The following is a 26,213-nucleotide window of genomic DNA, read 5'->3' as shown; positions in this document are numbered from 1 at the left end:
AGCCAAGGAAAATATCCTTGGCTTTTTTAACTATGCATCCACCTTTTGTATTTCTTCACTCTTTCTTGAAAGTTTACCTGGCCAAAAAGCAAATCGGCCTAAAACTACTGTAATCGCGGGTACAAGTAACGGTCTTACGATAAACGTATCTAGTAATACGCCAATTGCAGTTACAATACCAAATTGAACTAATACTTGAATTGGAAGTGTACCTAACACTGCAAAAGTTCCTGCTAAAATTAAACCAGCCGATGTAATAACACTACCTGTTTGTATTACACCATTTTTTACTGCATTCAAGTGATTTTGTGTCTTTCTGTTTTTCCATATTTCTGAAACCATAAAGATATTATAATCTTCACCTAAAGCAACTAAAAATACGAATGCGTACAACGGTATCGCACCTTGAATGGCCGGCGCACCCATACCGTAATGAAGTAATATCCATCCTGCTCCTAACGCTGAGAAGAATGATAAAACGACAGTTACAATTAAATAAATCATCGCAACAACCGATCGTAAGTAGACAAGTAATAGTAAAGCGATAATGCTAATCATTACTGGAATAATTACTGATTCATCACGTTCCGTAATTTGCTTTGTATCATATAATGAAGCTGTTTCCCCACCAATCCATAATTGATCTTTAGCATTACTAATCCCAGCATCTTTTAATACTTTTTCTATACTACTTTTCAATTTAGGAATTTGATCTAACGCTTCAATTGAGTATGGATTTTCCGCTAAAGAAACTTCATACATTTGTATTTGCTTATTTTCTTTTCCCTCTTTTGGCTCTTTCACTGTATTTACGAAAGAAAATTTCTCTAGTTCTTGTTTAATAGGAAGCTCTTTGCCTTTCGTATCAACAACAACTTTTATTGGTGCTAGTTCACCAGCTGAGAAATGATCACTAATTAACGTAAACCCTTCACGAGAAGGCATATCCTTTGGAAACGACTCTAATAAGTCATATGTGTATTGAATACGTGGTACGAATGAAGCCAATCCGCCTAATACAAATACAGTTAGCATAATTATTGTCCACGGTCTTCGTACTACAATATCTCCAAGTTTTTTACTAAAGGAGCCTTTTGATTTTTCAACTTTTACAGCCCTCTTTTTCTTTCTTGCAAACTCCTCATTCATTGAAGTTGTTCTCGGTATAAACGGGAAAAATGCAATCCTACCGAATATTAATAATAGTGCTGGTAAAATCGTTAAAGCAGCGATTCCCATTATAAATACAGCAACACTAAATGGTACTGCAAATCGATGAAAGGCTCCATAATGAGCAAGTAGTAATGTTCCTAATCCAAGTACAACAGTTAATGCACTCATTATAATTGCACCGCCAGAAGCTTTAATCGCAAGTTGTAATGCTTTATATTTACTTTCTTCTTCTAACAAGTACTCTCTATATCTCGAAATTAAAAATAGACAATAGTCCGTTCCAGCGCCAAACAATAATACTGTCATAATTGATATCGCTTGGGCATCTACTTTAATCCATCCGTGATCAGCTAAAAAACCGAGTGTAGGACTAATAATACCGTATGCAAAGCCAACAACAAGTATAGGTAAAATCGCTAAAATTGGTGAACGATAAAGTAAAATTAACAAAACTAACACTAGTAGTACAGTAGCCACTAACAATTTCACATCTGCTTGACTAAATAAACTAACTGCATCCGTTTGAATACCTACAGGTCCTGATAATCGAACATGTAAACCAGATTCACTTATTTTTTGTTTAAATGGATCTTCATCCACCTTACTATTCACTATTTTTCTAAACTCTTCAAGATTTCCTTTTAATATATCTGTACCAGCAGATTTATTAAAAAATACCGGTGTAACAAATGATGTACCATCTTTTGATGCACTTTTTGATAATACTTGCTCTGGGATTGTATCAAATGGTGGTAACGTTGATTGTTCTTTTAAAGGACTAGCTTTTAACTCCTTATAAACATCTTGTATGAGTTTATAATCCTGTGACTGTAATCCACCATCTCTATACCATACTACTAACAACGGATTCCCTGCATTATTCGGAAACTCTTTTTTCATAAGCGCTTCCGCTTGCAGTGACATAGCTGTTTCAGGTAAATTTTTCGGATTCGGTTCTTTCGTACTGTTTACTTGTGGTAACGTAAATGAAAGTAATAATGTAATAAGAATCCACACCGATAAAGTGATCCACTGCGTATTTCTCCCTGCTACAAGCCTCCCTAACATATGTAACGGGTGCTTTTTCATAAAAACCCACCTTCCTTTTTTCCTCCATTATTAATTATATATACTGGTCGGTTAATTAATCAAGAATGATTGAAAATTATGTTATAATTATCTCAATCATAAATGTCAGGAGCGAATGTATTTGGAACAAAAACAACGTCCTCTCGGAAGGCCGCGTCAAAATAAAAATACAAAATCTACAAAAGAAACCATTTTAGAAGTAGCAACCCGCTTATTTCTTACACAAAATTATCAAGTCGTTTCTATGGATGAGGTCGCAAAAGTTTGTGGTGTTACGAAAGCAACTGTCTACTATTACTATTCAACAAAAGCCGATTTATTTACCGCTACTATGATCGAAATGATGGTACGTATACGTGAGAATATGTCTCAAATACTCTCTACAAACAAAACGTTAGAAGAAAGATTATTAGACTTCGCTAAAGTTTACTTACACGCAACGATGGATATTGATATGAAAAATTTTATGAGAGATGCAAAACTGTCGTTATCTGAAGAACAATTGAAAGAATTAAAAAATGCTGAAGATAATATGTATGAAGTACTAGAAAAAGCACTCGATAATGCGATGCACATCGGAGAAATCCCGAAAGGGAACGCTAAATTTGCGGCTCATGCTTTCGTATCTTTATTATCAATTGGGAATTTTAAAGATGAAAATCACAATCCTATTCTTGCAAATATAGATGAATTATCACAAGAAATCGTTTCTTTTTATTGGAACGGATTAGGTCATTCATATTAAACTGATTTTCTTTAATAAAAGAGCATGTTTGAATTTTTTCAAACATGCTCTTTTATAATTTATTTATATACTAATAATCAGATTATACTTCAATGCTGTTTAACAAAAAATTTCACTTTAACTTTTACAAATTTTGAAGTTGAACATTTATATTCCCCTTACTAAATCCCCCATGGTAACAAACTACAGATTCAATATGTAAATTTAAATACTTCTTCAAAGACTGCTGTGCTTCCTTAATATTTATAGTTGTTGGGGCGTGAATTCCTCCTAACATCCCATTCACACTATACATAGAGTCTCCTGCAATAAGAATTTTACTTTGTTTCAAATATAAACTAATATGACCCGGAGTATGCCCTGGAGTATGAAGAATTAGTATTCCACCGCAATACGGAAGTTCTTGCCCGTCAATCACAGTATCACTCACTTTTCCTTTTGGTCGGTTCTCTATATTTCCGTCCTTCAATAAAGGTAAATCCCCCTCGATATATGGCTTATCTAGTTCGTGCGCATAAACTTTAATATTACTTCGACAGCGCTGCAACAACTCCGGAAGACTACCTATATGATCAATATCCTGATGCGTCAAAATCACGACTTTTAACTTATCAAATGATACCCCAACCTTTTCCATCTCTACTTGTATATCTTCAATTTGTCCTGGGAAACCCGTATCTATTAATACTGCCATTTCATCATCCCATAAAAGAATTGGATGAATAACAAATTCTTGAAATTCAAGTTGTAACATTTCTATCCCTTTAGCGATCTCCATACAGCCATTCTCCTTTATATTAAAGTTTGAAAATATGTACGAGTAAACTGAAAATATAAAGTGAAACTTTAATCAGTGGGGGTTTTACTGCCCGGCAAATAGCGTGATAAAGCTCCTCTATCTTATAATATGTTTTGTCATACCAATAGAGAATGCCTCAAACCCTATAGATTCATAGTAAGATTGCAATTTTTCTACACACATAAGTTGTGGAATAACCTTGTTTTGTTCACAGTGCTGGATTAATCGTTCCACTATTTCTTTCCCAATACCAATGGACTGATATTTTGGCAATACACATACACCACAAATAACGCCTGTTATTACTCCATCGGATATAACACGCCCCATCCCAATTAATTGTTCCTCTTTAAATGCATATATTGCATACCAACTATGTTTACACATTTGTTCCAATTCATTAACTGTTAATTTAAGAGAATTCCATCCTAAAGATTCGTATAAGAATAATAATCCATTAAAATCTGTAGGATGTTCACTTGTGTAGCGTATACTATTTTCCATGTAAATACTCCCTATTCTCTGGCTTGTTTATATTTCATAAAATTCCCATTACACAAATCTGATCGATGTAAAAATAACTAGAACAAACTTCAATAAGAAAGATAGAATTCCTTCTCAACATAAAATAAAAAGAAGTTATCTCACTTAAGATAACTTCTTTTATATAAGACTCTCATTATATTATCAACCAAAAAATATACAACTGCATACGATTAGCACAAATAAAACTAATAAACCATTTGAGAAATAACCCATTGAAAACTACCCCTTTATTAAATTATGTAAAAGATTTTATCATAAAATGATTTACAACTTAATAACTGAAAAAGACATTGTATTCATTAGTTATATATGTTAAGTAATATTTTATTTTCGGGTATATTCTGCTTAACTTAAACCACTTCCCATTCCCTTATACTTAAGTTCTGATAACTTCAGAACAATACATAAAGAAGACCTCAACTTATTGACGTCTTCTTTTCAACTACACTAATAGCTAATTCACGTTTTTTTTCGAATATATATAGACCCTTCACTAACAGAGACATATATGAAATGTATTCCCACTACATAAACATCTATAATCTGATTATCAACATCCTTATAACCTTTAAATCTCATCCTCGGTTATTCGAATAGCTCTCTTGTTTGAAAAGATATTTTTAAAAATTCCTACTCCCACAATTAATAAACCTATACCAACTAATTTATTTATTTGTAATGGAATGCTCTCCATTCCAAATAATCCAAATGTATCAATACATAACGCAACGACCAATTGAGTAATAAGACTAATTAGCACCGTATATGCTGGACCTAAACTCTTTATTGCACCCATTATACAAATAATTAACCCGATGCCAAACAGTCCACTTACATAAAACAAATAATTTGCAGTATACACTTTAATGCTAATACTGTTTTCTGTAATGATATAAAATAGAATAGAACTAATGAGACCTATTCCAAGGACACATGTAGTCGTTAACCACTGTCCTACATTTTCATTTACTTTTGCATTAAAAACAGATTGTAAGCTAATTAATATTCCTGCTAATATAGCTAAACTAAATCCAATCAAAATCTTCCTCTCCCTTTCATTGCTCATATATATTATCTTTAGCGACTTCCTTCATTCTAGAAAAATCTTTAATGACAATAACTCCATTACTTTTTTCAATTAATTTTTCATTATAAAATCTTTGTAATACCCGAATTACGTGCCTATAACTTACCCCTATAAAGTCTGCAATACTCGTTACCGAAGTCGTATCCAAATCCCCTTTGTACATATTTCCGTTACTATCTGTTGAAATTGAAAGTAAATAACTAGCTACACGTACTTCTACAGGATAAAGTAAATTAAGAGCAGTAAAACGAGTCGATATTTTTAACGTGTTCGCAATGTTTTCAAGTAAGAATTTCATAAATATAGGATCATGTAATAACTTGTTTCTAATAACCTTATTAGAAATGGAAATCGCTACAACATCTGAACAAGATTCAACGACATTATGTGCTTTGCTATTTTGAATTAATTCAATATCACCAACAATTGCGAGTGGATTGATAAAGCGAAGGATTAGTTTCTTCCCTTCAGGTGTAATCGTATAAACTTTTACTTTACCTTTAACAACAAAATATAAACGATTCATTTCGTCATCTATATTGCAAATAAGCTCGCCTTTTTCAAAATGATTTAATTGAAAATATGCTGTATCTATTTCTGAAAAAACCTCGAGCGTTTTATTGATTTTCAAATAATGCGTAATTAAACTTGATCTATTCTCCATATTCATTTCCTCCTTTCATTTACATATTAAATACAACAATACCTATAATCATTACTATTGTTCCCACAATATGATATCTCTCCATCTGTATCTTTTTTATATGAAACAGTCCTTTCATTTCAATAACTGTTGCCGTTAACAATTGAGCAACCATTAGTGTGCCAGCTGTCAATGTAACTCCTAGTGAATATATCGCCATAGTTTCTGCACAAATAATGAATCCACCAAATGCACCCGCTACTAAATATATTTTTTTTACACTCTTTAAATCCGTTACTTTCTCTTCTTTCTTTAACAAAAATACAGTTGTTGCAATAATGAATCCAATTAAATGGGTTATAATACTCGTCGACCATATACCGATATGTGAACTAAGTTTCGCATTAAAGGTTCCTTGAAGTGTTATAAATATCCCCGCAAAAACAGCAAATAGAATACCTTTCAAAAAATCATCTCCTCATCCTTTATTTCTGACTTAATTAAAAACCATCATCCTATAATGGCAAAAGGACAAATGTCACATCACTATGAAAATAACTTGGAATGAAAAAAACACACCTCAAAAATGCGAGATATGTTTTTCAATATTTATATATAATGTTTTATAAATAAAAATTACGCTACATTAAAAGATTTCTTTTTCATAACAAACTTTGCAAATAAGAAACGTACAAGCGGTCCCATAATAATTAATTGTAATGGATATGCCATTATGAAATTTTTAATAAAAATCGAAAAATAAATTGAAACAAATGAATCTCCTTGTAGTCCACCATGTAAATGCATCATAGCCATACCGAAAAATGACATAAAGAACACCATTCCGATTACCATAGTTGTCGCCATTGCAACGATAATATTTATTTTCTTAGATTTATCAAATGGCAACATGAATACAATTTTTTTCGCACAAGGTCCAACTATACTTATTTCAATTAATAGCGCAATAATAAAGCCAATTAATAGTTCTAATGCAATCTCTTTAATATAAATTGGTCCTCCTGTTTCATTTATTAGTAAATTGTAAAACGTCATTACGATAACCATTCCAAGGCACATCATCATGCCAAATTGGAGGTTTTCTTTTCTTGTTGTTGGCAAATTTCATCATCCTCTCTCTTTGAGTCTTTGTCATTATATCGACATTGGAACCCCCTTCGTAAGTGAACATTTTGTGAACAAATTTAAAACGTTTTCATGTATTTTCTTTACTTTCAACTCAAATTCTCACTTTTACTTATAAAGGTTTTATATATTTCAATGTTGAATTACTAAATTTAACATTGCATTACATTATTACTAGGAGGATAACCATGAATGAAACAGAATTTTACGCATATCACATCGTAACAAGGAAAAGAATGCATATCGGACAAATGATTCCTTTTAAAAAAAATCAACACAATACTCTATATAACTTCTTTTTTGAAAGAGAACAATTAAATGTTAGTGGTGAAGATGGCATACAAATTTTAAATAATCACTATAAAAATGACGAATTACATATAAATAATGAAAATGCTAAAGTAGTTATGAATTATATGAATCAAACAATTAGAGCAGTTAGAGAAACAATTGTAGAAATGGTTAGACTACAAGAATTCCCTGAATACCCTTCCAGGTTATCTTGTTTATATGCTGCTAAAAGCTATGAGGATGCTTTGAAATGGAAAGCGCTATTTGATTCTTACAATCGAGAAGTTTTACAGATTGTTAAACTACGAGTAATCGGAAGTTCTTTTGAAGGTGACGGGAATCTTTTACCGAAAGAAGATGGTATTCCTTTTTCTCAAAAAATCGAACAAGCTAGAAAGTATTGGAAAGGAAATATTAGAAATGAGCTTCCTGAGCTACTGATTAATGGAGAAATTGAAGTGGTGGAAATTATTGATGACTTTTCCTCAATTCATATTTAATTTCTAACTAAATCATATAGGATGGAGATTACAATGAAAAAAAAAGTATACTTCAATCATGATGGCGGCGTAGATGATTTAATTTCATTATTTTTATTACTTCAAATGGAAAACGTTGAACTTACCGGTGTATCTGTTATCCCAGCAGACTGCTATTTAGAACCTGCAATGTCTGCAAGTCGTAAAATTATTGATCGCTTCAGCAAAGATAATATTGCAGTAGCCGCTTCAAACTCTCGCGGGCAAAACCCGTTTCCGAAAGACTGGCGGATGCATGCATTTTATGTAGATGCTTTACCAATTTTAAATGAGTCTGGAAAAGTTGTAGCACCCATGGCAGCAAAGCCTGCACATCACCATTTAATAGAAACACTTCTACAAACGGAAGGAAAAACAACTTTATTATTTACCGGGCCCCTAACTGACCTTGCTCGTGCGTTATATGAAGCTCCCATAATTGAAGATAAAATTGAATGTCTCGTTTGGATGGGTGGTACATTTCTTACAGCAGGCAATGTACATGAACCAGAGCATGATGGAACAGCTGAGTGGAATTCGTTTTGGGACCCTGAAGCAGTGGCTCGTGTATGGGATGCAAAAATTAAAATCGACTTAGTGACACTAGAAAGTACAAACCAAGTTCCGTTAACTATAAACATACGTGAACAATGGGCAAAAGAACGAAAGTATATTGGTATGGATTTCCTTGGTCAATGCTATGCAATGGTCCCCCCTCTCGTTCACTTCTCAACGAACTCTACTTATTATTTATGGGATGTACTAACTACCGCGCTTGTCGGAAACACTAGCCTTGCAAAAACTGAAACGATTAATAGTATCGTTCATACATATGGACCTAGCCAGGGGCGTACAGAGGAAACTGCTGATGGACGACCTGTAAATGTCGTTTATGATGTAAAACGTGATGTATTCTTTGAATATATTACTGAATTAGCAAAGAAAGCTTCTACTTGAACCACTATCTATACGAAAAATAAATAGAATAAAATCACTTCAGACGATGAACCCCTATATTTAGAATTTAGTTGAAACTACATATTTAACTATTGAAAAGAGTATTGAATTAAATTTCAATACTCTTTTTGTGCAATTTAATTATATTGGATTAATGTAGTGTCTTATTGATTATTCATTTCATAACCATTGACAAAATAAGTTATTGTTTCTAACTCATCTTCATTTAATTCTCTATCTAGTTCTTGTTTATACGCTGCCTTTATCTTCTCTTCATCACCTATATGAGCTTCTGTATAAGTTCCTACTGTTTTTAACATACGAATCTCTTGTAAAAACTCCTCTCGATTTATCGCTTCACCATGAGAGAGAATATATGTCTCAGCATCAAATTTCTCTAATTCATCTATCAATTTAAACGTTCTTTTCGTCGTATAGTTCCACTTCGAAGAAAAAATATCTGCATATATACAGTCTCCTAAAAATAATATCTTTTCTTCTTTCACGTAAATAACAACTGAATCATGTGCATGATCTCCGCCCACATGTTTTAACACGCATGTCACTTCACCAAGATCTAATTCAATTTGATTCTGGAACGTTAAGGTCGGAGGAATAATGTTAATATTTCTCGCTTTTTCTTCAAACTCTTTTTTTATGCAATCCGCACAAAATGCAATTTCAGTACCCTCTTTTACGCGTGCGTCCAAAGCTTCATCTGTCCATTCATAAGAAACAAGTGTACGCATCTCTTTTTTCGTTTCAGAATGTGCAATTGACAATGCATCTTGTAGTACAGGCAATCCAAAAATATGATCCCAATGCCAATGGGTTAGTGCTACGAAATCTGGATTCGATACATTTTGTTCTTTTAACATTTCTAAAAATAATTGTGCATGCTCCTCTGAATTCCCTGCATCGATCATTAAAGTTTTTTCTTGTCCAACAACCATTCCTAATATAGGTCTATCTGTTTCAGAAACAGGTGTCATATACCAAAATGAGTTTCCTATTTTTTTAATTTGTTGCATAACCAATTCCCCTTTTCATTTTCTCACTTAAATTTAATATATAAATTATAACGAATCACTACTTTTTTCTCTATAATCAAACACAATTACTTGGACTAATCTAACTTTCCTTTTCGTAAGCTAAAAATAAGGGAATAGAATCGGAGTGTGATACTATGGAACGTTTATGGATTCCAATGATTGTAACATTTTTTTCGTTCGGTGGATTACTTTTAGGAGGTGCTGTTGGAGTAGCAACACGCCAACTTATTGAAGAAAAGATGCATCGTTTATACGCATTATGTGGTGGTATTTTACTTGGGCTTTTATCCCTTGAAATTATTCCTGAAACATTTTCAAGCTACGAAATGGTTGGGCCTATACTTGGTATAGCTATCGGTATTTTAGTTATGAGCTTATTAGATAACTATTGTCACCATCCAATGATACATAAAAAAGATCAACAAGCATGGCAAACCTTCCTTTTTCTCTCTTTCGCTATATTTATTCATAATATACCGAGTGGATTTGCGTTAGGTACAGCTTTTATAAATCATAATGACTCTGCCATTCCCTTTTTAATAGCAATTGTCGTTCACCATATTCCAGAAGGATTAGCTTTAATTATTCCATTTCTTTTTACAAAACATAAATATATTTCCTTTTTATTAACGACTTTATTACTTTCTCTTATTCTCGGTACTGGCACAGTTTTTGGCATTTTGATGGAAGGAAAAGCTCTTCACCTGCAAGGACTCATTATGGGAAGTGCTATTGGTTCACTTGGATATGTCACAATTCATGAAATGCTTTGGAAAGCTAAGAAACAGCTCTCTTTCCTTACATTTCTAATGTGGGCAACTAGTGGTTTTTTACTAATAACAGTGTTCACTTTATTCGCTGGTCATCATTAAAGTTGCTAAAGTGAAACTTTTGTTCCTCCCACACTGATTCTTAGATTACAAATAACCAGATAAATTTTCTTATTTGTATATTTTTCCTTTTTATCCAAAACATAATGTTATCTACCTATTATAAGGAGGAACAATTATGTTTGGGAAAACAGCCGGTGAAGCATTAGTTGATTTATTAATTGAATGGGGAGTAGAACACATATACGGTATGCCTGGAGATTCCATCAATTCTATCATTGAAGCTTTAAGAAAAAAACAAGATAAAATTAAATTCATTCAAGTTCGCCATGAAGAAGCTGGTGCATTAGCAGCGGCTGCCTATGCAAAATTAACAGGAAAACTTGGCGTTTGTATGGCAATTGCAGGACCTGGTGCTATTCATTTATTAAATGGTTTATATGATGCGAAACTCGATAAAGCCCCTGTTCTAGCAATTTCAGGTCAAGTAGAAACCGATTTACTTGGAACGGACTTTTTCCAAGAAGTAAATTTAGAAAGAATGTTTGATGATGTTGCGGTTTATAACCAGCGTATTATGTCAGCAGAGCAACTACCTGCCGTAGTGAATCAAGCAATTCGAATGGCTTATACGAAAAAAGGTGTATCCGTTCTTACAATTCCAGATGATGTCCCGAAATTCGAAGTGAAAAATGGTGCTCGTATTACAAATACTTCTTTTACTTTACCTGAGTTGTTTCCACAAAAAGAAGATTTAGATGGAGCGAAACTCGCAATAAATGAAGCGAAAAAGCCTGTGATTTTAGCTGGAAAAGGAACAAAACATGCGAGAGAATCTTTACTTGCATTGGCAGAACATATTGGTGCTCCAATCGTACTTACATTACCTGCTAAAGGAATTATTCCTGATGAGCATCCTCTTTGTATCGGTGGATTAGGATTAATCGGAACGAAACCTTCTTATGAAGCAATGAAACATGCAGATACTTTAATTATGGTTGGTACTTCTTATCCGTTCACTGGTTTCTTACCTGAAAAAGCAAAAACAATTCATATCGATACAGATCCTGCCCAAATCGGAAAACGTTATGCGACAGATATTGGTTTAGCTGGTGATGCTGATAAAACATTACGATGGTTAATTGAAAATGTTGAAAAACACACAGACCATTCTTTCTTAGAACATCATCAAGAAATGATGAAAAAGTGGGAAGAAAAATTACACGATCAAGAAGAAGACTCTTCTATTCCAATTAAACCACAACGCGTTATGCATGCTCTGCAGCAAGTAGCACATGATGACGCAATTCTATCAGTCGATGTCGGAAATGTAACAGTATGGACCGCAAGGCACTTCCGTATGACGAACCAGCAATTTGTTATTTCTAGCTGGCTCGCAACACTTGGTTGCGGTTTACCTGGTGCTCTTGCTGGAAAAATTGCATTCCCGGATAAACAAGTATTTGCAGTTTGTGGTGATGCCGGATTTGGAATGACGATGAATGACTTCGTAACAGCTGTAAAATATAAATTACCAATCGTTGTCGTCGTATTAAACAATAATAAAATTGCGATGATTAAATTCGAGCAAGAAGTTATGGGTAACATCGAATTCGAAACAGATTTAACGAACCCTGATTTTGCAAAATATGCAGAGGCGTGTGGAGGTATTGGATACCGTGTTGAGAATTTAGATGAACTCCTTCCCGCTTTCGAAAATGCAGTAAAACAAAATAAACCGTGTATTATTGATGTAGTTGTAGATGCTAACGAAGCACCAATGCCAGCAAAAATCACATTTGGTCAAGCCGCTGGTTATACGAAGCATATGATAAAAGAATTATTTGAAGAAGGTAAGATTGATTTACCTCCACTTTAAGCGAAAAAAGATAGCTGAAAACGATTTGTCTTCAGCTATCTTTCTTTACTTTTGTATCTCCCTATAAAAAGAAAAGTCATTCATAGTTGGTTGTACTTGTTTCTCTACTTGCACTTCTCTCCCTTCCCGCTTTGACCTTCTCACATTTCCTAGCTTAATCGCATCTTGCATGCTATTACTAATAAGGTTTCCAGCTAAGATTGTCATACTATAAAAAGCAATCGGTATAAGTACAATCCATGTATGAGTAGTTAAGTGCCGGAAGTTTTGACCAATTAATCCTGTCCATTCTTTTGTTACACTATCTGGATCCATTCCACTGAAGGTTATTGTTCCACCAAAAAATAATTGCAACAAACCAAGGTGTAAAAGAAGTAATAAAGTACTCACAAATTGTTGTGCTACTAATAAAAGAAATGATGGTAACATATGAGGCCATATATGGCGCTTCAACCTCTGCCATTTACTCCCGCCAAGCACAGTGGCTGCCAACATAAATTCTTCTTTCTTAATACGTTTAACTTCTTGCGCTACATACAACATAACTGTTGGTACAGCAAGACATGTAAGAACTATAATTTGAAATGTCACCCGCAAATACAACGGCACAACTTCCGCTCCACTATCAAACGTTAAAACTTCATTTAACATAAAATAAGAAATCATAACCATTGGTACAATACTAAAAGGATCAAAAAAGGATGAGATAACCGGAAAAGATCGCTTACCATACATACCAAGAAGTAAACCAATCCCTCCTCCAACTATAACTCGTAAAGTTGCTATAATTATACTCGCTCCAACTGTCCATTTCGCGCCTTCTATTATTAATTGGACAAGGTCACGGCCTTTCGTATCACTTCCGAACCAAAATTTACTTGATGGCGAAAATGGAGCAGCCTCTAGTTCTCCTTTTTCGTTATACATCATCGTAAGTTCACGAATATTCCCATCGAAAAATAACGTATATCCAATACTAATAATCATTAGTACACTCAGAAAAGTAACACCTATCCAAAATCTCACATCTCTTTTTACAACTTGCCACATGTTACACACGCTCCCTTATAACATTTTGTAAAAGCGTATGTAATATACGAAATAGTATAAAAAGCGGAACGTATAATATAACTAGACTCACTGTAAATATTTCTAATTTAGAATTTTCTTTTACAAATACAAACATTCCATATGTATTAAAAATCCATTCGATAATATATAAATTGGATAGCATAAATAAAATATTTGTTTTCGCATAGTAAATTGTCGTCAATAAAACATTCCTTGAAACATGATGTGTTAAAATATGCTGCAAACTTAGTCCTTTACTCTTCGCAAATATACTATAATCTTTCTCCATTTCTTCTTTAAAACGTAATAACAATAGTTTAATAAATAATAACGTTGTTGGTATTGTAAGACATATAATCGGTAACAATCGTACTCTCTCTTCTCCTAATCCAGCAAGTTTTATTGGCATAAAACCTGTTTTTTGAAAAACAATTACGACAAGAAGTTGTGATAATAAAATAAGTAATATATCCGGTATACTCTCTAGCGTAAGAAAAACTCCATTCCACATTTTTTGCTTCATATGAGAACGCTGCAATACCCAAACAACAAGTACATACGCTATAAGCAAAGATAGTAAAAAAGCTGATAGAAATACAATCATAGTTTCACTATAATGAATCCATATTTGTGGAAATAATTTCCTTGAGTCTCGAAATCCAAATGTAATTTCCCATGGTCGGAGTAACTTTCCTCCAATAAACACAATCGTGTTCCAAAAACCGATTAAATCAATTTGCAATCCCTTAAATAATCGAGGGAGCGCACCTAAACAGATTATACATAGAATTGCAGCTAATAATTGTAAACAAGTAATCCCACACCATTTAGCAATTCGCATCAACATAACGATTTCCCCTTACAATCCAATAGAATATTCAGAAACAAAAAGACAGATATATTACATCTCTTCAGCTAAACCTTGCACCTGCTTCTTTCCACTAGGTAAAACAGCTTGATATAAACACGTAACGAAAAATAATAAACCAAATAAAATAATATATAACGTATCTGCACTAATCCATTTCGGGAACAACATCGCTATCGCACCGAGAGATAATAGCTGAAACCCTGTCGTTAATGGACTAAGTAAACTTTGAACGCGCCCCATGAATGACTCTTCTACAATTTCATACATCCAACCCATTGTTGCAATTCCTACACCAAACAAAGCATATAAACTATTTACCATTTGATTCATGCCCGCTGCTGCACCGTATTGGTCGGATTCAACTACTCCCTGTATCATCGACTGTTCTGATGGAGAGAAAAATTGTATACATTTCCCAAAATAATAATATAAAGATAAGTATAATCATCCCGTAGTCAACTACCCCCACTGAAACGTTTCAGTGGAGGCTTGAGTTAGAACGCTAGGTCTTTTCGTCTATCGCTAGACAGTTGACGCTCTAGCATTCATGCCACCTTATGGTAACACCCCAAGTATGTTTTTGGTTGGTACTTGAAACGAACTATCGTTTCCCCACTTGCACCACCCTTTCGAAAAAGAGCAGTTCCTCCTTGTGGAAGAAGCCACCACTCAGATGAATCCGGCGTGTGCTACAAGCCCCGACAAGTCGAGTACACATGGATGGTTGACGCACCCACTAAGCTATGCGCGAAGCAACAGCCTTACGTTTTTGCACTTCTAATAGAATCGGCGTTTTCACTTTGAGATTGTCATCCAATTCTACAACTTTTGATTTTTGCAATGTATTCAGAGCACCGTTAATATCAGCATGGATACATGTTCCTGCTTTACTTTGGTACAGACCACGAGTGATTCGTTTGCCACTAAAGCGATAATGCATCCTATCATCCTTAGACCAAACTGGAACCGGATCTTTATCAAGAAAACTAGCTTTTGAAGTATAGCTTTCTTCTTGTTTTAAAAATCGGATGCCTTCTTTTACACATTTATTCTCAATTGCTGCAAGCAGTTTATGCAATGGGATTTGAACAAATGTTTGATTATTCTTTTTTCCCATATCAGATTTTTGTTTCCAACCAGCGTTATACCCTACGACAACCGTATCTATGCCAAATGCTTTCACTTTTTTGAACAACAGACCTACCGTTTGTGAAATGTAACCATTTATTTGTCTTTCTCGTTTATGCCAAAGTGCAGCCATTTTGTTCGTTACAACGCGTTTTGAAAGTCCATTTTCAATATTTTTCTGCTGGAGATTACGTATCATTTTGTTGAAGTATTGGTTTATGGATTTTAATTTTTTTCCATCAATTAAGAAAGCATCACCTGTATTTGTCACGTAACTTACTAATCTATCTACACCTAAATCGCAACTTAAAGCGTTACTCGTAGTCGTGGGTTGTTTCTTCATTTGAGAAACGTACATTTCATATGTGTAATGCACCTCAAAGAACCGACCTTTTTGCTTCGGTACAATCTCAATGTAGGAGATTTTTTTATGTCTTAAGTTTTTTGGCATACATATTTTAATGGAACCGAATTTTTTTCTGAATGCAACATTCATCGGAATCATCCAATACCCGTTATCATCCACTTTTGGAACTTGATAGATTTCAATAATTCGTTTGTCCGTTGAACGAGAATAATTCGGAAACTTAGGACGACCTGTGAATGTTTCAGGTTTTTTCTTCCACTGTTCCATTGCTTTAAAAAAGCTTTTTACGTCTGCATATAAGGCTCTACGAATCGCTTGGACAGAGTTTGATTGAATGCCCCAGTAGTTCATATCGGCTTGCATGGCATTGTCCACTTCTTTTACAGTAGCCATCTTGTTATGATTCAAGTAACTTTGTTTAATCGTGTACAATCCAACATTTCGCAACGCTTTTGAACTATGTGACATGCGTTGCAGTAAGCGGAATTCTTTTGCAGTCAGGCAAGCTCGTCCGATATTCTGTTTCTGCGTGAATCGTTGCATGGTTTCTCTTTTCTTTTGTTTACGTAATACTTTCACTGCTTTCTTTCTAGTCATTGTTTTCACCACCTTTCTCAGAGTGTTCAGCCTATTGACTGACAGCAATCATAGAACCGAGTCGCTCTAAAATATTTGCTAGAAAAAACGTGTGTACACTTTGTTGCGAAATAACTGTAGCATTTCTTTCATACTTAATATCCTTTCTCTCGACAAAATTTTATTATTCTAGTCATTTCCCGGAAGTTATATTATATTTTTCGACTATTATCCAATCTTTTCCTTCTACATAGAGAACATTATAAAAAGACTCTTGTCATTTATACAAGAGTCTTTTTATTTAACTTCGCTTTACGTAATGATATGTAGCTAAGATTTTTTTACGTCTCGCTAACTTTTTTAATTCTATAAATTTCGGATCCACTTTATTTATTTTAAAAATGTATCACACATCCACTTATAAAATTTTTCTTTCTCTTCAAATTGTGGATAATGACCTGATTTCTCAAAAGTAATAAATTCTTTTTGATCTGCTTCAATCGTATCAAAATATGTTTTTGCCGCATGATATGAAGTGTTATAGTCATATTTCCCCATAAGAAAATAAAGCGGTAATTTCATTTTAGTCACCTTAGTAGGCAATGGATTCTTTAAATCCTTTTCTAATAAGACAGTTTGAGAATGTGATAATCCAACGTTATAACGAATTACATCTAACAAGTTATATTCATTACTAAGTAACATCCCGATATTATCACCATCTGGATTTTCAATAAGTCTTGATGTTCCACCATATTTCGCAACATAATTTCTCGGAGTATATGTATCACCATTTTTAATTTTTTCAGTCAACCCATTTAAATAGGAAACCTCATCTGTATTCCCAGCATTTTGTGCCTGTTCAATTACATAGTTTAAACTATCCATTTCACTTTCTACTGTATCACTCATCTGCCCTATGCCAACATATGCTTCATATTTTTCAGGAGCATTATTGGCAGCTTGCATTCCGATATATGTACCATAAGAATGACCAACCAATATTACTTTTTCTTTACCAAGACGTTTTGAAACATAATCTGTCATAGCTAATAAATCTTCTACAAGAAGATCTGATGTAAGATTCGAATAGTCTTCAAAGAAATGATACGACTTCCCGCTCGCTCTTTGATCGTAATTAACAACTGTGAATTCCTCTTCCAATAAGTTTTGGTATTTTTGAGCATATGGTATTTCTGAAGTACCTGGTCCACCATGTACAAAAATAATAACCGGATTGTTCTTATCTTTGCCACGTATCATAATTTCATGACCACTTCCATTGATCTCTACTTGCTCTAATGTACTTATACTGTTTTTCCCCTTTATTTGCGCAGTCCATGTAGGAAATACTAATGATACGATTACTAATAGTGTAATGGTAGCACCAATAAGTTTTATTAATTTTTTTATCTTCTTCATAAGTAGTCTCCTTTCTTTTAAATTTATAAAAATATCAATTTAATTCTGCACAACTACCTCAAAATAATAGGAATAAATAACAATTACACTCTTCAATTTCACCTTGATCTTTTGCACATTCTTAATATCCCATACACTTCTTAACTTTCCGCTATATAAACTCTTAATATTTTCTTAATTTTCAATACACGATTCATAGAAAGACTCGATCACAATGTATTACAAATATAGAAAAAAGCCCTTGTTTTCTAAACAAGGACTCTTTTCATAAACTATTTAGCTACCTCTTCTTTCGGCATTACCATACCTTTATAAAGTTGAACAGTTATCCAGTAATAAATGAAATAAATGACTAAGAAAATTCCTATTGGCACCCATACTTTTACAAACGGGTCAACTAATATAAAGCTGAATAAGTTAAGCCCAACTAAAACGTGGGAAATTCCAATAATTGCTGGGAAGATAAATAAATATGAAATTTCTTTATATATACTTTTCGTTAACATACTACGTCTTACGCCGATTTTTCGTAACATTTCATAACGTCGTACGTCACGAGAAGCACCTGTTAATATTTTGAACATAAGGGAACTTGCCATCATTGCTAAAAAGGCAATTCCGAGGAAAAATCCCATAAACATTGTTCCGCTCATAAAGCTGTTCATAAACTGATAAATTGTCATTTTCGTAAATAAGTCTACCTTTTCACCTGTTGCTTTTTCAATTTGTGCTTTTTGTCTCTTGTCTATTTCGATCAATAACGGTTTATATTTTTTCATATCATCTACTTTTGCTAATGTTACAGTGTGTTCTGTTCCTTGAATTCCTTTATAATGCTCTTCGTCTGCAATTCTTACTGGTTTTCCGCTAAATTGATTATGCGTAATTTGTATCTCTCTTACAACTGCGTCTTCCCAATCCTTTGGCAAACGAGGGAATTTTGCTAATTCAGGAGCCTCTAAAGCTGAATATACAGGTTCAGTTAAAGGTTCAGTCACACGTTTACGAACAGGCTCTTTTAACGTTTTTGTATCAAAATGGTCTGAAACAAGTGGTGGTTTCGCAGTTAAGTCGTTACGTAAATAATAAACCGCTTCTCCATCTACTTTATATTTGTACTTGCTTTCTTCAACCATTTCCATTTCTTTTAAGGCAGCTTTGTCTTGATCATTCGGATCATGAATTACAACATCATATACACGAGAAAAGTCTGTCATAATACCTACATTTTTTTGGAACGCCATACCTGCCGTCATCGCACCTGCGCCTAATGCAATTAACATCGCTACCGTACCTAATACTCTTGATAAACTATTTACGCGAAAGCGTAGCTGTGCATATGTAAAACTATTTAAGCCTGTTTCATTTCGTTTTTTATTCCCTTTAATTTTCATCACAAAAAATGGGAGCAATGAACTAAAAATAAAATATGTTCCAAGTGTTGTAACGATTGTCGCTATTATAAAACCGACTTCAGCAAACATTTTTATATTTACCATAAAGTAGTATCCTGTACTTACTAGCAATATACCGAGTACTGTCATTATAATAATACGAGTTTTACTTTTCTTCACTTCATCTAGTGTTTCATCTTCACGAATTAACTCTAGTTCAGTTTTACGTAACAATCGGACACTGTTCATTAAGCCAGTAATGAAAAATAGTATTAAAAAGAAAATAGCTGTAACTAAAATTGCTGGTGTGTATACAGATGCATAACTACCTTTTGCTGAAATTTCCATTCCATTCATTAAAAAGTTTCCTGCTACACTTGCAAGTAACATCCCTACTAAAATACCGATAATAATACTGACAATACCCATACCGAATGTTTCAATAAATAATAACTGTGCTACTTTTTTCTTTTTTGCACCAAGCATCATGTACATACCGAGTTCTTTTCTTCTTAACGTGAGTAAGAAAGAGTTGGCATATATAATATAAAATACAGTAATGAAAGATAATAGTATTGCACCTACCCAAAAGACGAGTCTAATACTACTAATTAGGCTATTATCTTTCGTAAATTCACTATTCATCGCCATTGTTTGGAACATGTAGAAAATACTAATACTAATAACGAGGCCAATAAGTAAAACCATATAATCTTTTAACATCTTTTTCATACTATGACGTGATAATTTAAATAACATAGTTTCGCCCCCTACTTAGACTCAGCAGCTGAGCCCATATGAGCGAGCACACCTAAAATGTCTTGATAGAAATTCTCTCGAGTGCCTTGACGATTTAATTCTTTATAAAGAAGACCATCTTGAATAAATAAAATACGCTCACAATAACTTGCACTAAATGCATCGTGTGTAACCATTAAAATACTTACATTATGATTTTCATGTAAATCTTGCATCGCTTCTAATAAACTTTTTGCATTTTTACTATCAAGCGCGCCTGTCGGTTCATCTGCTAATACAATTGCTGGATTATGTACTAAAGCTCTTGCCGCCGCTGTTCTTTGCTTTTGTCCTCCAGAAACAGCCGTCGGATATTTTGTTAAAATTTCAGTGATGCCTAATTTCTTCGCAACGTCATTTACCTTTCCAGTAATCTCACTTGATGGTACGCCTTGCAAAGAAAGTGGTAAAGCGATATTTTCATAAATTGATAAATTTTCTAGTAAGTTAAAATCTTGAAAGATAAAACCTAATTTTTGAGAGCGAAAATCAGATAACGCATTGCCCTTCATAGAAGTAATATTTGTACCAGCTATCGTCACACTACCACCTGTCGCTTGGTCAAGTGTACTTATCACATTAAGTAAAGTCGTTTTTCCAGAACCAGAAGGTCCCATGATCCCGACAAATTCTCCTTCTTTAATACTTAACGATACACCCCTTAATGCTTTTGACTGATTCTCATTTCTTTTCCCATACGTTTTTTCTACACTTTCTACAGTAACTACATTTGTTGACATCTCTTTCACTCCATCCCTTTTGTATAAAATCAATTTCTCACATATTTCTTATTATTTTGTCATGTAAATTCTTAAGAATTTTTTAATTATTCACCCAATAAGAGTTACACCCTTAACATGAACCTATTTCCTACTTCATATTCTCATTTTTCTACAACTCGTTCCCTCGATTTCGCTTACATTTACCTTACATTTTTGTAAGATAAAAAAGAAAACACACTAATTTCTAATAGTGTGTTTTCTTTACAATCAATATTTTCTATTCTTTATTTCTTCTTCAATACTTGCCACAAATAAATCTAGCGCAACAACTTCTGACTTCTCTTCTCCATATTTACGTACATTTACAGCTCCGTTTTCCATTTCCTTATCCCCAATAACAAGAACATACGGTACTTTTTGTATTTGTGCTTCTCTTATTTTATATCCTAATTTTTCATCTCGTGCATCTTGTTCAACACGAACTCCAGCTTGTGCTAATTTAAGTGCAATCTCATTGGCATATTGTTCATGTACTGCATTTGAAACTGGAATTACTTTCACTTGAACTGGTGCCACCCATGCCGGGAACGCCCCTCCAAAGTGCTCAATTAATATTGCTAAAAAGCGATCTAATGACCCTAAAACTGCCCTGTGAATAACAACTGGTCTTTTCTTTTCATTATTTTCATCTATATAATTTAAATCAAATTTCTCTGGCATTTGGAAATCAAGCTGGATTGTTCCGCACTGGTGACTTCTATTTAAAGCATCTTTAATATGAAAATCAATTTTCGGCCCGTAAAATGCACCGTCACCTTCATTTAGTCTATATTTATAATTTAGCGATTGTAATACATTTTCTAATGCTGCTTCTGCTTGCTCCCATAATTTATCATCACCCATTGAATCTTCTGGACGAGTAGAAAGTTCTACTTCATATTCGAATCCAAAAGTTTTATATACGTAATCAATCTGCGCCATTACTGATTTAATTTCATTTTCAATTTGTTTTGGAGTTACAAATAAATGTGCATCATCTTGGCAGAAAGTACGTACTCTTAATAATCCGTTTAACGCACCACTAAACTCATGGCGATGTACTTGACCAAATTCACACATACGAATCGGTAATTCACGATAAGAATGCAATTTATTTTTAAACATAAGCATGTGCCCTGGACAGTTCATCGGTTTTAATGCAAAACTTTTATTATCTACTTCAGAGAAATACATATTATCTTTATAATGTCCCCAGTGCCCTGATTTCTCCCATACTTCTTGGTTCATCATGAACGGAGTGCGTACTTCTTGATAATTGTACTCTTTTTGAATTCCTCTTAAAAATGCTTCCAATTCGTTACGAATCATTTGTCCTTTCGGTAAATAAAACGGCATTCCCGGAGCCTCTTCAGAAAACATAAATAACTCAAGCTCATTGCCTAACTTACGATGATTTCTTTTTGCTGCTTCTTCAACGAAATGTAAATACTCTTCTAATTCTTTTTGAGAAGAGTATGCAACACCATATATGCGCTGAAGCACTTGGTTATTACTATCACCTCGCCAATATGCACCGGAAACGTGAGTTAATTGAAATGCTTTCAAATAACCTGTTGATGGTAAATGTGGCCCTCTACATAAATCTACAAATTCACCTTGTTTATATAGTGTTACACTTTCCCCACTAGGAATTGCTTCTAAAAGTTCTAATTTCAAGCAATCGTTCATTTCTTGAAACAGTTTTGCTGCTTCTTCTCGAGAAACCTCAACTCGTTCTATCTTTATATTTTCATTTATAATCTTTTTCATTTCTTTTTCGATTTTTCGTAAATCTTCTATGTTTACACTACTTGGAAGATCCATATCATAATAAAATCCATTTTCAATAACAGGCCCTACCCCAAGATTTATATCACCATACATTCTTTTTACAGCTTGCGCTAAAATATGTGCCGCAGAGTGTCTTGCAATTTCTACACCTTCATTTGAATCTATAGTAATGATTTCTACTTCCGCATTTTCTTCAATATTTCGGCGTAAATCATATAATCCATCATTCACTTTCCCCCCGACTGCTTTCTTTTTCAAACTACTACTAATAGATCCCGCAATTTCTTCTAAAGTAATTCCTTTTCCAAATTCTTTCACGCTACCATCTGGAAATTTAATTTCAATCATTTGTTCTTTCATTTTTCATCTCTCCATTTCATAATAAAAAGCACACTCATCCCTAAAATAGGGACGAGCGTGCTTATACCCGTGGTTCCACCCAGATTCCCATCACAAAATGCAATGGCTTCTTTTACGGTAACGTCGTTTATACGGCACTAGATACTTAATTTCCCTAGGGCAGCTCTAAGGTGGTAAGTTATTTTTCTGCGTTAGGAAGTTCTCAGCTTTCCTTCCTTCTCTGTATAACCGGGTAAAATAACTCGTGTCCTTTTCTTCGCTTATTATGAAATTGAATGCAAAAAAGCATATTCATCCCTAAATATAGGGACGAATATGCTTATATCCGTGGTTCCACCCAGATTCCCATCACAAAAAACATAATGGCTTCTTTTGCGATAACGTCGCATACACGGCACTAGATACTTAATTTCCCTAGGGCAGCTCTAAGGTGGTAAGTTATTTTTCTGCGTTAGGAAGTTCTCAGCTTTCCTTCCTTCTCTGTATAACCGGGTAAAATAACTCGTGTCCTTTTCTTTGCTTTTTGTAAAACATCCATTTATTGTTATTTAATATATCTTATTCATTTTATTTTTGCAAGTGTTTAAAAAATTTATTTATTTAATTAAAAAAGTGAAACCAAATTTTTTTGGTTTCACTTCACAATTTTACCAATCTTGTGGTTCGTAATTTAAGTCTGCAAATAGACGTCTTTTCTCTTTCTTCGTTAAATCTCTCCACTGTCCAACTGGTAAATTATTCAATTCGATATTCATAATTCTCGTACGTTTTAACGTGTATACTTGATAACCTAAAGCTTCACACATACGGCGAATTTGACGATTTAGCCCCTGAGTTAAAATAATTTGGAACTCATATTTTGATAACTGTGTAACCTCACAAGGAAGCGTTTTTGTTCCTAAAATTTTAACACCCGCTGCCATTTTCTCTAAGAAATCAGGTGTAATTGGCTTATCTACTGAAACGATATATTCTTTCTCATGTTTGTTTTCAGCACGTAAAATTTCATTAACAATATCACCATCATTCGTTAATAAAATTAAACCGTCTGAGTCTTTATCAAGACGTCCAATGTGACTAATTCGTAAAGGATGGTTCACTAAATCGATAATATTACCTTTTACAGCTTTTTCACTCGTACATGTAATACCTACTGGTTTATTTAAAGCGATATATACGTGATCTCGAGCAATTCGAAGCTGCTCTCCATTTACTCGTACATCATCACCTGGGTTCACTTGGTCACCAATTTTTGCAACCTTACCGTTAATAATTACTCTTCTCTCATTAATTAGTTTATCCGCTCCACGTCGAGACGCTTTTCCAGCTTCACTAATAAATTTATTGATACGCAAATTAGGCACATCCTTTTCTAAAAAAAATTTCAAGCTCACACTGCTTCTACCGTACAATACAAAAGGGTAAGCCTCCTATTATAACTTAAATATATTAACATGAAAGGGTATATAACGTCTTCTATTAATTACTTGTTTATAAGAAAATATCTTTATTATACATTCATTTATGCACTTTTTCATCGTTTAATATACAAGCCATTCTTCCTTACATACAGCTTGTTTTCCTTGTATCTTTTCTATATCTTCATGAATATTAGCTAATTTATATAAATCTGGGAAAATCTCTTCCACATAATGTTGGTGCGCTATTTCATCTTTCCAATACGTTAACACTATGTAACGATTTTCATTTTCCAAAGACTTCCCAACTACTCCACCTAGCATTCCTTTTGCTTTTTCCATTCCTTTATTCCAAATTGTTTCTTGCTTATGTAAAAAATGCTTTTCCTTTTCCAACTTTACATCACATATAGCAACTCTTACGAATGCTCCCTCTATTACAACGTCTTTCAAATGCATATCAGTTATATCATACAACGTTTGAAATAATTCAATTTCACATGAAAGAAACGTATCCTCTTGATTACTATTTAAATAAATTGTATCGTGAGCACCATTCATAAATGATTGATATACACTTCTATCTTCCCATAAAGTAAATACACATGCCTCATCTTCATTCCATCCACCAAATTGTCCATGAAAACCATCTAGGTGCTGTATATCACGCCATTTTTCTTGCGCACTGGAAAACAATTCTTTTTTCTCTTCTTCCACCTTACAGTAGATTGTTTTTAGTAACATTTTAAATTCCCCCTTATGATTCGATCCATTTACTTACTCGAAGTTTGATGCCCCTCCGTAAATGCTGTAAGTTGATTACCGAAATACTTAGCTTGTAAAAAGACATCTAGAATATAAAAATTCAAATTTCTTGCTTCGCTTTCTTATTCCACTTTCAGTTTACATAACATAATTATACCTTACTGATTATCTATATCATTCAATAAAACATCCTATTTTTTATACTTGGTAAACTTTCCACTCATTTTCATAAGAAATACTATTTTATTCTATACGCATAATAAATTTAATTCAAACAATTCAGAATTAAAAACTAAAAAAGATAGGAAGTAAACAATCCTACAATATCATCTACTCCCTATCTTTTTTATCATCAATTATTTTTCAAATATAGAATACATAATTTCTCCTGGATAATGTAATACAGTTACCTTCCGCTCCCCTTTTTTAAAACTAACAGTATGCCCGTTTTCCCCTAAGTTCTCCCATCCACTCGCCTTTGTAATTGGCATTACACTTATATATTGATAGTCCTCTTCCTTATCATCGTTAATATGAATTGCTGACATTGGTACTGGAAAACCTTTAATTTTAGATTCTTTATTCATAAATATGAATACAATTACACCAACTATTAACATAGCCATTGAAATATTTGAAACTAGTTTTCTTCTATTCATTTTCACTAAAAACCCTCTTTTCTCACATATAACTTTCATCATTTTACTAACTTTAATTATTTATGTATAGAAAAGAT

At 33.5% G+C, this 26,213-nt stretch carries 23 protein-coding genes, 2 pseudogenes and 2 other annotated features; of the genes and pseudogenes, 5 read left to right on the top strand and 20 right to left on the bottom strand.

Features of this window, described 5'->3' with window-relative positions; genetic code table 11:
* Nucleotides 1-30 precede the first annotated feature (30 nt).
* The gene (locus AC3EMB_RS11800; RefSeq protein WP_488517702.1) at nt 31-2,262 is read right to left on the bottom strand and encodes an MMPL family transporter; all 2,232 of its coding nucleotides are present in this window, start codon (nt 2,260-2,262) and stop codon (nt 31-33) included.
* A 121-nt stretch (nt 2,263-2,383) separates the two neighbouring features.
* Between AC3EMB_RS11800 and AC3EMB_RS11795 the strand changes: the two genes are divergently transcribed.
* A complete protein-coding gene (locus AC3EMB_RS11795; RefSeq protein ID WP_071730177.1) occupies nt 2,384-3,007 on the top strand; it encodes a TetR/AcrR family transcriptional regulator in 624 nt (207 codons plus the stop codon).
* A 124-nt stretch (nt 3,008-3,131) separates the two neighbouring features.
* Here the strand turns inward: AC3EMB_RS11795 and AC3EMB_RS11790 are convergent, their stop codons facing one another.
* The 6 genes from AC3EMB_RS11790 to AC3EMB_RS11765 all read right to left on the bottom strand — a co-directional run bounded on the left by AC3EMB_RS11790 (nt 3,132) and on the right by AC3EMB_RS11765 (nt 7,204).
* Complete coding sequence (locus tag AC3EMB_RS11790; protein WP_053564539.1) at nt 3,132-3,785, bottom strand: MBL fold metallo-hydrolase; 654 nt, start codon at nt 3,783-3,785, stop codon at nt 3,132-3,134.
* Nucleotides 3,786-3,902: 117 nt separating this feature from the next.
* Nucleotides 3,903-4,310 carry a GNAT family N-acetyltransferase gene (locus tag AC3EMB_RS11785; RefSeq protein WP_071730175.1) on the bottom strand — a complete coding sequence of 136 codons (408 nt, stop codon included), beginning with the start codon at nt 4,308-4,310 and terminating at the stop codon, nt 3,903-3,905.
* Nucleotides 4,311-4,920: 610 nt separating this feature from the next.
* A complete protein-coding gene (locus AC3EMB_RS11780; protein ID WP_061667012.1) occupies nt 4,921-5,391 on the bottom strand; it encodes a DMT family transporter in 471 nt (156 codons plus the stop codon).
* 16 nt (nt 5,392-5,407) lie between these two features.
* Complete coding sequence (locus AC3EMB_RS11775; RefSeq protein ID WP_488517701.1) at nt 5,408-6,103, bottom strand: Crp/Fnr family transcriptional regulator; 696 nt, start codon at nt 6,101-6,103, stop codon at nt 5,408-5,410.
* A 19-nt stretch (nt 6,104-6,122) separates the two neighbouring features.
* Complete coding sequence (locus AC3EMB_RS11770; protein ID WP_000676258.1) at nt 6,123-6,548, bottom strand: DMT family transporter; 426 nt, start codon at nt 6,546-6,548, stop codon at nt 6,123-6,125.
* A 170-nt stretch (nt 6,549-6,718) separates the two neighbouring features.
* Nucleotides 6,719-7,204, bottom strand: coding sequence for a DUF2798 domain-containing protein (locus tag AC3EMB_RS11765; RefSeq protein WP_454484653.1), 486 nt, complete (start codon nt 7,202-7,204; stop codon nt 6,719-6,721).
* Nucleotides 7,205-7,416: 212 nt separating this feature from the next.
* Between AC3EMB_RS11765 and AC3EMB_RS11760 the strand changes: the two genes are divergently transcribed.
* Entirely contained in the window at nt 7,417-8,019 is a 603-nt protein-coding gene (locus tag AC3EMB_RS11760; RefSeq protein ID WP_088022123.1) for a DUF2441 domain-containing protein, read from the top strand.
* Between the two features lie 21 nt (nt 8,020-8,040).
* Nucleotides 8,041-8,994: a nucleoside hydrolase gene (locus tag AC3EMB_RS11755; protein WP_141544927.1), complete on the top strand. Its 954-nt coding sequence runs from the start codon at nt 8,041-8,043 to the stop codon at nt 8,992-8,994.
* A 164-nt stretch (nt 8,995-9,158) separates the two neighbouring features.
* On the opposite strand, the gene AC3EMB_RS11750 is transcribed toward AC3EMB_RS11755, so the two are convergent.
* Entirely contained in the window at nt 9,159-10,025 is an 867-nt protein-coding gene (locus AC3EMB_RS11750) for an MBL fold metallo-hydrolase (RefSeq protein ID WP_071730165.1), read from the bottom strand.
* Nucleotides 10,026-10,180: 155 nt separating this feature from the next.
* Between AC3EMB_RS11750 and AC3EMB_RS11745 the strand changes: the two genes are divergently transcribed.
* Both AC3EMB_RS11745 and AC3EMB_RS11740 read left to right on the top strand, forming a co-directional pair.
* A complete protein-coding gene (locus tag AC3EMB_RS11745; RefSeq protein ID WP_000440632.1) occupies nt 10,181-10,918 on the top strand; it encodes a ZIP family metal transporter in 738 nt (245 codons plus the stop codon).
* Between the two features lie 136 nt (nt 10,919-11,054).
* Entirely contained in the window at nt 11,055-12,755 is a 1,701-nt protein-coding gene (locus tag AC3EMB_RS11740) for a pyruvate oxidase (RefSeq protein ID WP_488517700.1), read from the top strand.
* 45 nt (nt 12,756-12,800) lie between these two features.
* Here AC3EMB_RS11740 and AC3EMB_RS11735 read toward each other — a convergent pair whose 3' ends face one another.
* From AC3EMB_RS11735 to AC3EMB_RS11680, 12 genes and pseudogenes are all read right to left on the bottom strand, one after another.
* Nucleotides 12,801-13,805: an ABC transporter permease subunit gene (locus AC3EMB_RS11735; protein WP_075717859.1), complete on the bottom strand. Its 1,005-nt coding sequence runs from the start codon at nt 13,803-13,805 to the stop codon at nt 12,801-12,803.
* Nucleotide 13,806: 1 nt separating this feature from the next.
* Entirely contained in the window at nt 13,807-14,673 is an 867-nt protein-coding gene (locus AC3EMB_RS11730) for an ABC transporter permease subunit (RefSeq protein ID WP_141241069.1), read from the bottom strand.
* Nucleotides 14,674-14,727: 54 nt separating this feature from the next.
* Nucleotides 14,728-15,151, bottom strand: a pseudogene (locus AC3EMB_RS11725) (hypothetical protein); the annotation flags it as partial.
* 282 nt (nt 15,152-15,433) lie between these two features.
* Nucleotides 15,434-16,789 carry an RNA-guided endonuclease TnpB family protein gene (locus AC3EMB_RS11720; RefSeq protein ID WP_078400266.1) on the bottom strand — a complete coding sequence of 452 codons (1,356 nt, stop codon included), beginning with the start codon at nt 16,787-16,789 and terminating at the stop codon, nt 15,434-15,436.
* A gap of 43 nt (nt 16,790-16,832) precedes the next feature.
* Nucleotides 16,833-16,921 (bottom strand): annotated as a pseudogene (locus tag AC3EMB_RS11715) (MFS transporter); the annotation flags it as partial.
* Nucleotides 16,922-17,158: 237 nt separating this feature from the next.
* Nucleotides 17,159-18,190, bottom strand: a complete 1,032-nt coding sequence (locus AC3EMB_RS11710; protein WP_423098945.1) for an alpha/beta fold hydrolase — start codon at nt 18,188-18,190, stop codon at nt 17,159-17,161.
* Nucleotides 18,191-18,462: 272 nt separating this feature from the next.
* A complete protein-coding gene (locus tag AC3EMB_RS11705) occupies nt 18,463-20,343 on the bottom strand; it encodes an FtsX-like permease family protein (protein WP_488517699.1) in 1,881 nt (626 codons plus the stop codon).
* Between the two features lie 11 nt (nt 20,344-20,354).
* Nucleotides 20,355-21,122, bottom strand: a complete 768-nt coding sequence (locus tag AC3EMB_RS11700) for an ABC transporter ATP-binding protein (protein WP_000106426.1) — start codon at nt 21,120-21,122, stop codon at nt 20,355-20,357.
* Between the two features lie 249 nt (nt 21,123-21,371).
* A complete protein-coding gene (gene thrS, locus AC3EMB_RS11695) occupies nt 21,372-23,294 on the bottom strand; it encodes a threonine--tRNA ligase (RefSeq protein ID WP_423098942.1) in 1,923 nt (640 codons plus the stop codon).
* A gap of 44 nt (nt 23,295-23,338) precedes the next feature.
* Nucleotides 23,339-23,560 (bottom strand) — a binding site (T-box leader).
* A 36-nt stretch (nt 23,561-23,596) separates the two neighbouring features.
* Nucleotides 23,597-23,820, bottom strand: a binding site (T-box leader).
* 121 nt (nt 23,821-23,941) lie between these two features.
* Nucleotides 23,942-24,649: a 23S rRNA pseudouridine(2604) synthase RluF gene (gene rluF, locus AC3EMB_RS11690; protein ID WP_001222162.1), complete on the bottom strand. Its 708-nt coding sequence runs from the start codon at nt 24,647-24,649 to the stop codon at nt 23,942-23,944.
* 186 nt (nt 24,650-24,835) lie between these two features.
* Nucleotides 24,836-25,456 carry a YdbC family protein gene (locus tag AC3EMB_RS11685; RefSeq protein ID WP_197241497.1) on the bottom strand — a complete coding sequence of 207 codons (621 nt, stop codon included), beginning with the start codon at nt 25,454-25,456 and terminating at the stop codon, nt 24,836-24,838.
* A 377-nt stretch (nt 25,457-25,833) separates the two neighbouring features.
* Entirely contained in the window at nt 25,834-26,178 is a 345-nt protein-coding gene (locus AC3EMB_RS11680) for a hypothetical protein (RefSeq protein ID WP_488517698.1), read from the bottom strand.
* Nucleotides 26,179-26,213: the final 35 nt, after the last annotated feature.

The organism is Bacillus sp. LQ16, assembly GCF_057784645.1.
This window is presented reverse-complemented; position numbering and strand designations above follow the sequence as displayed.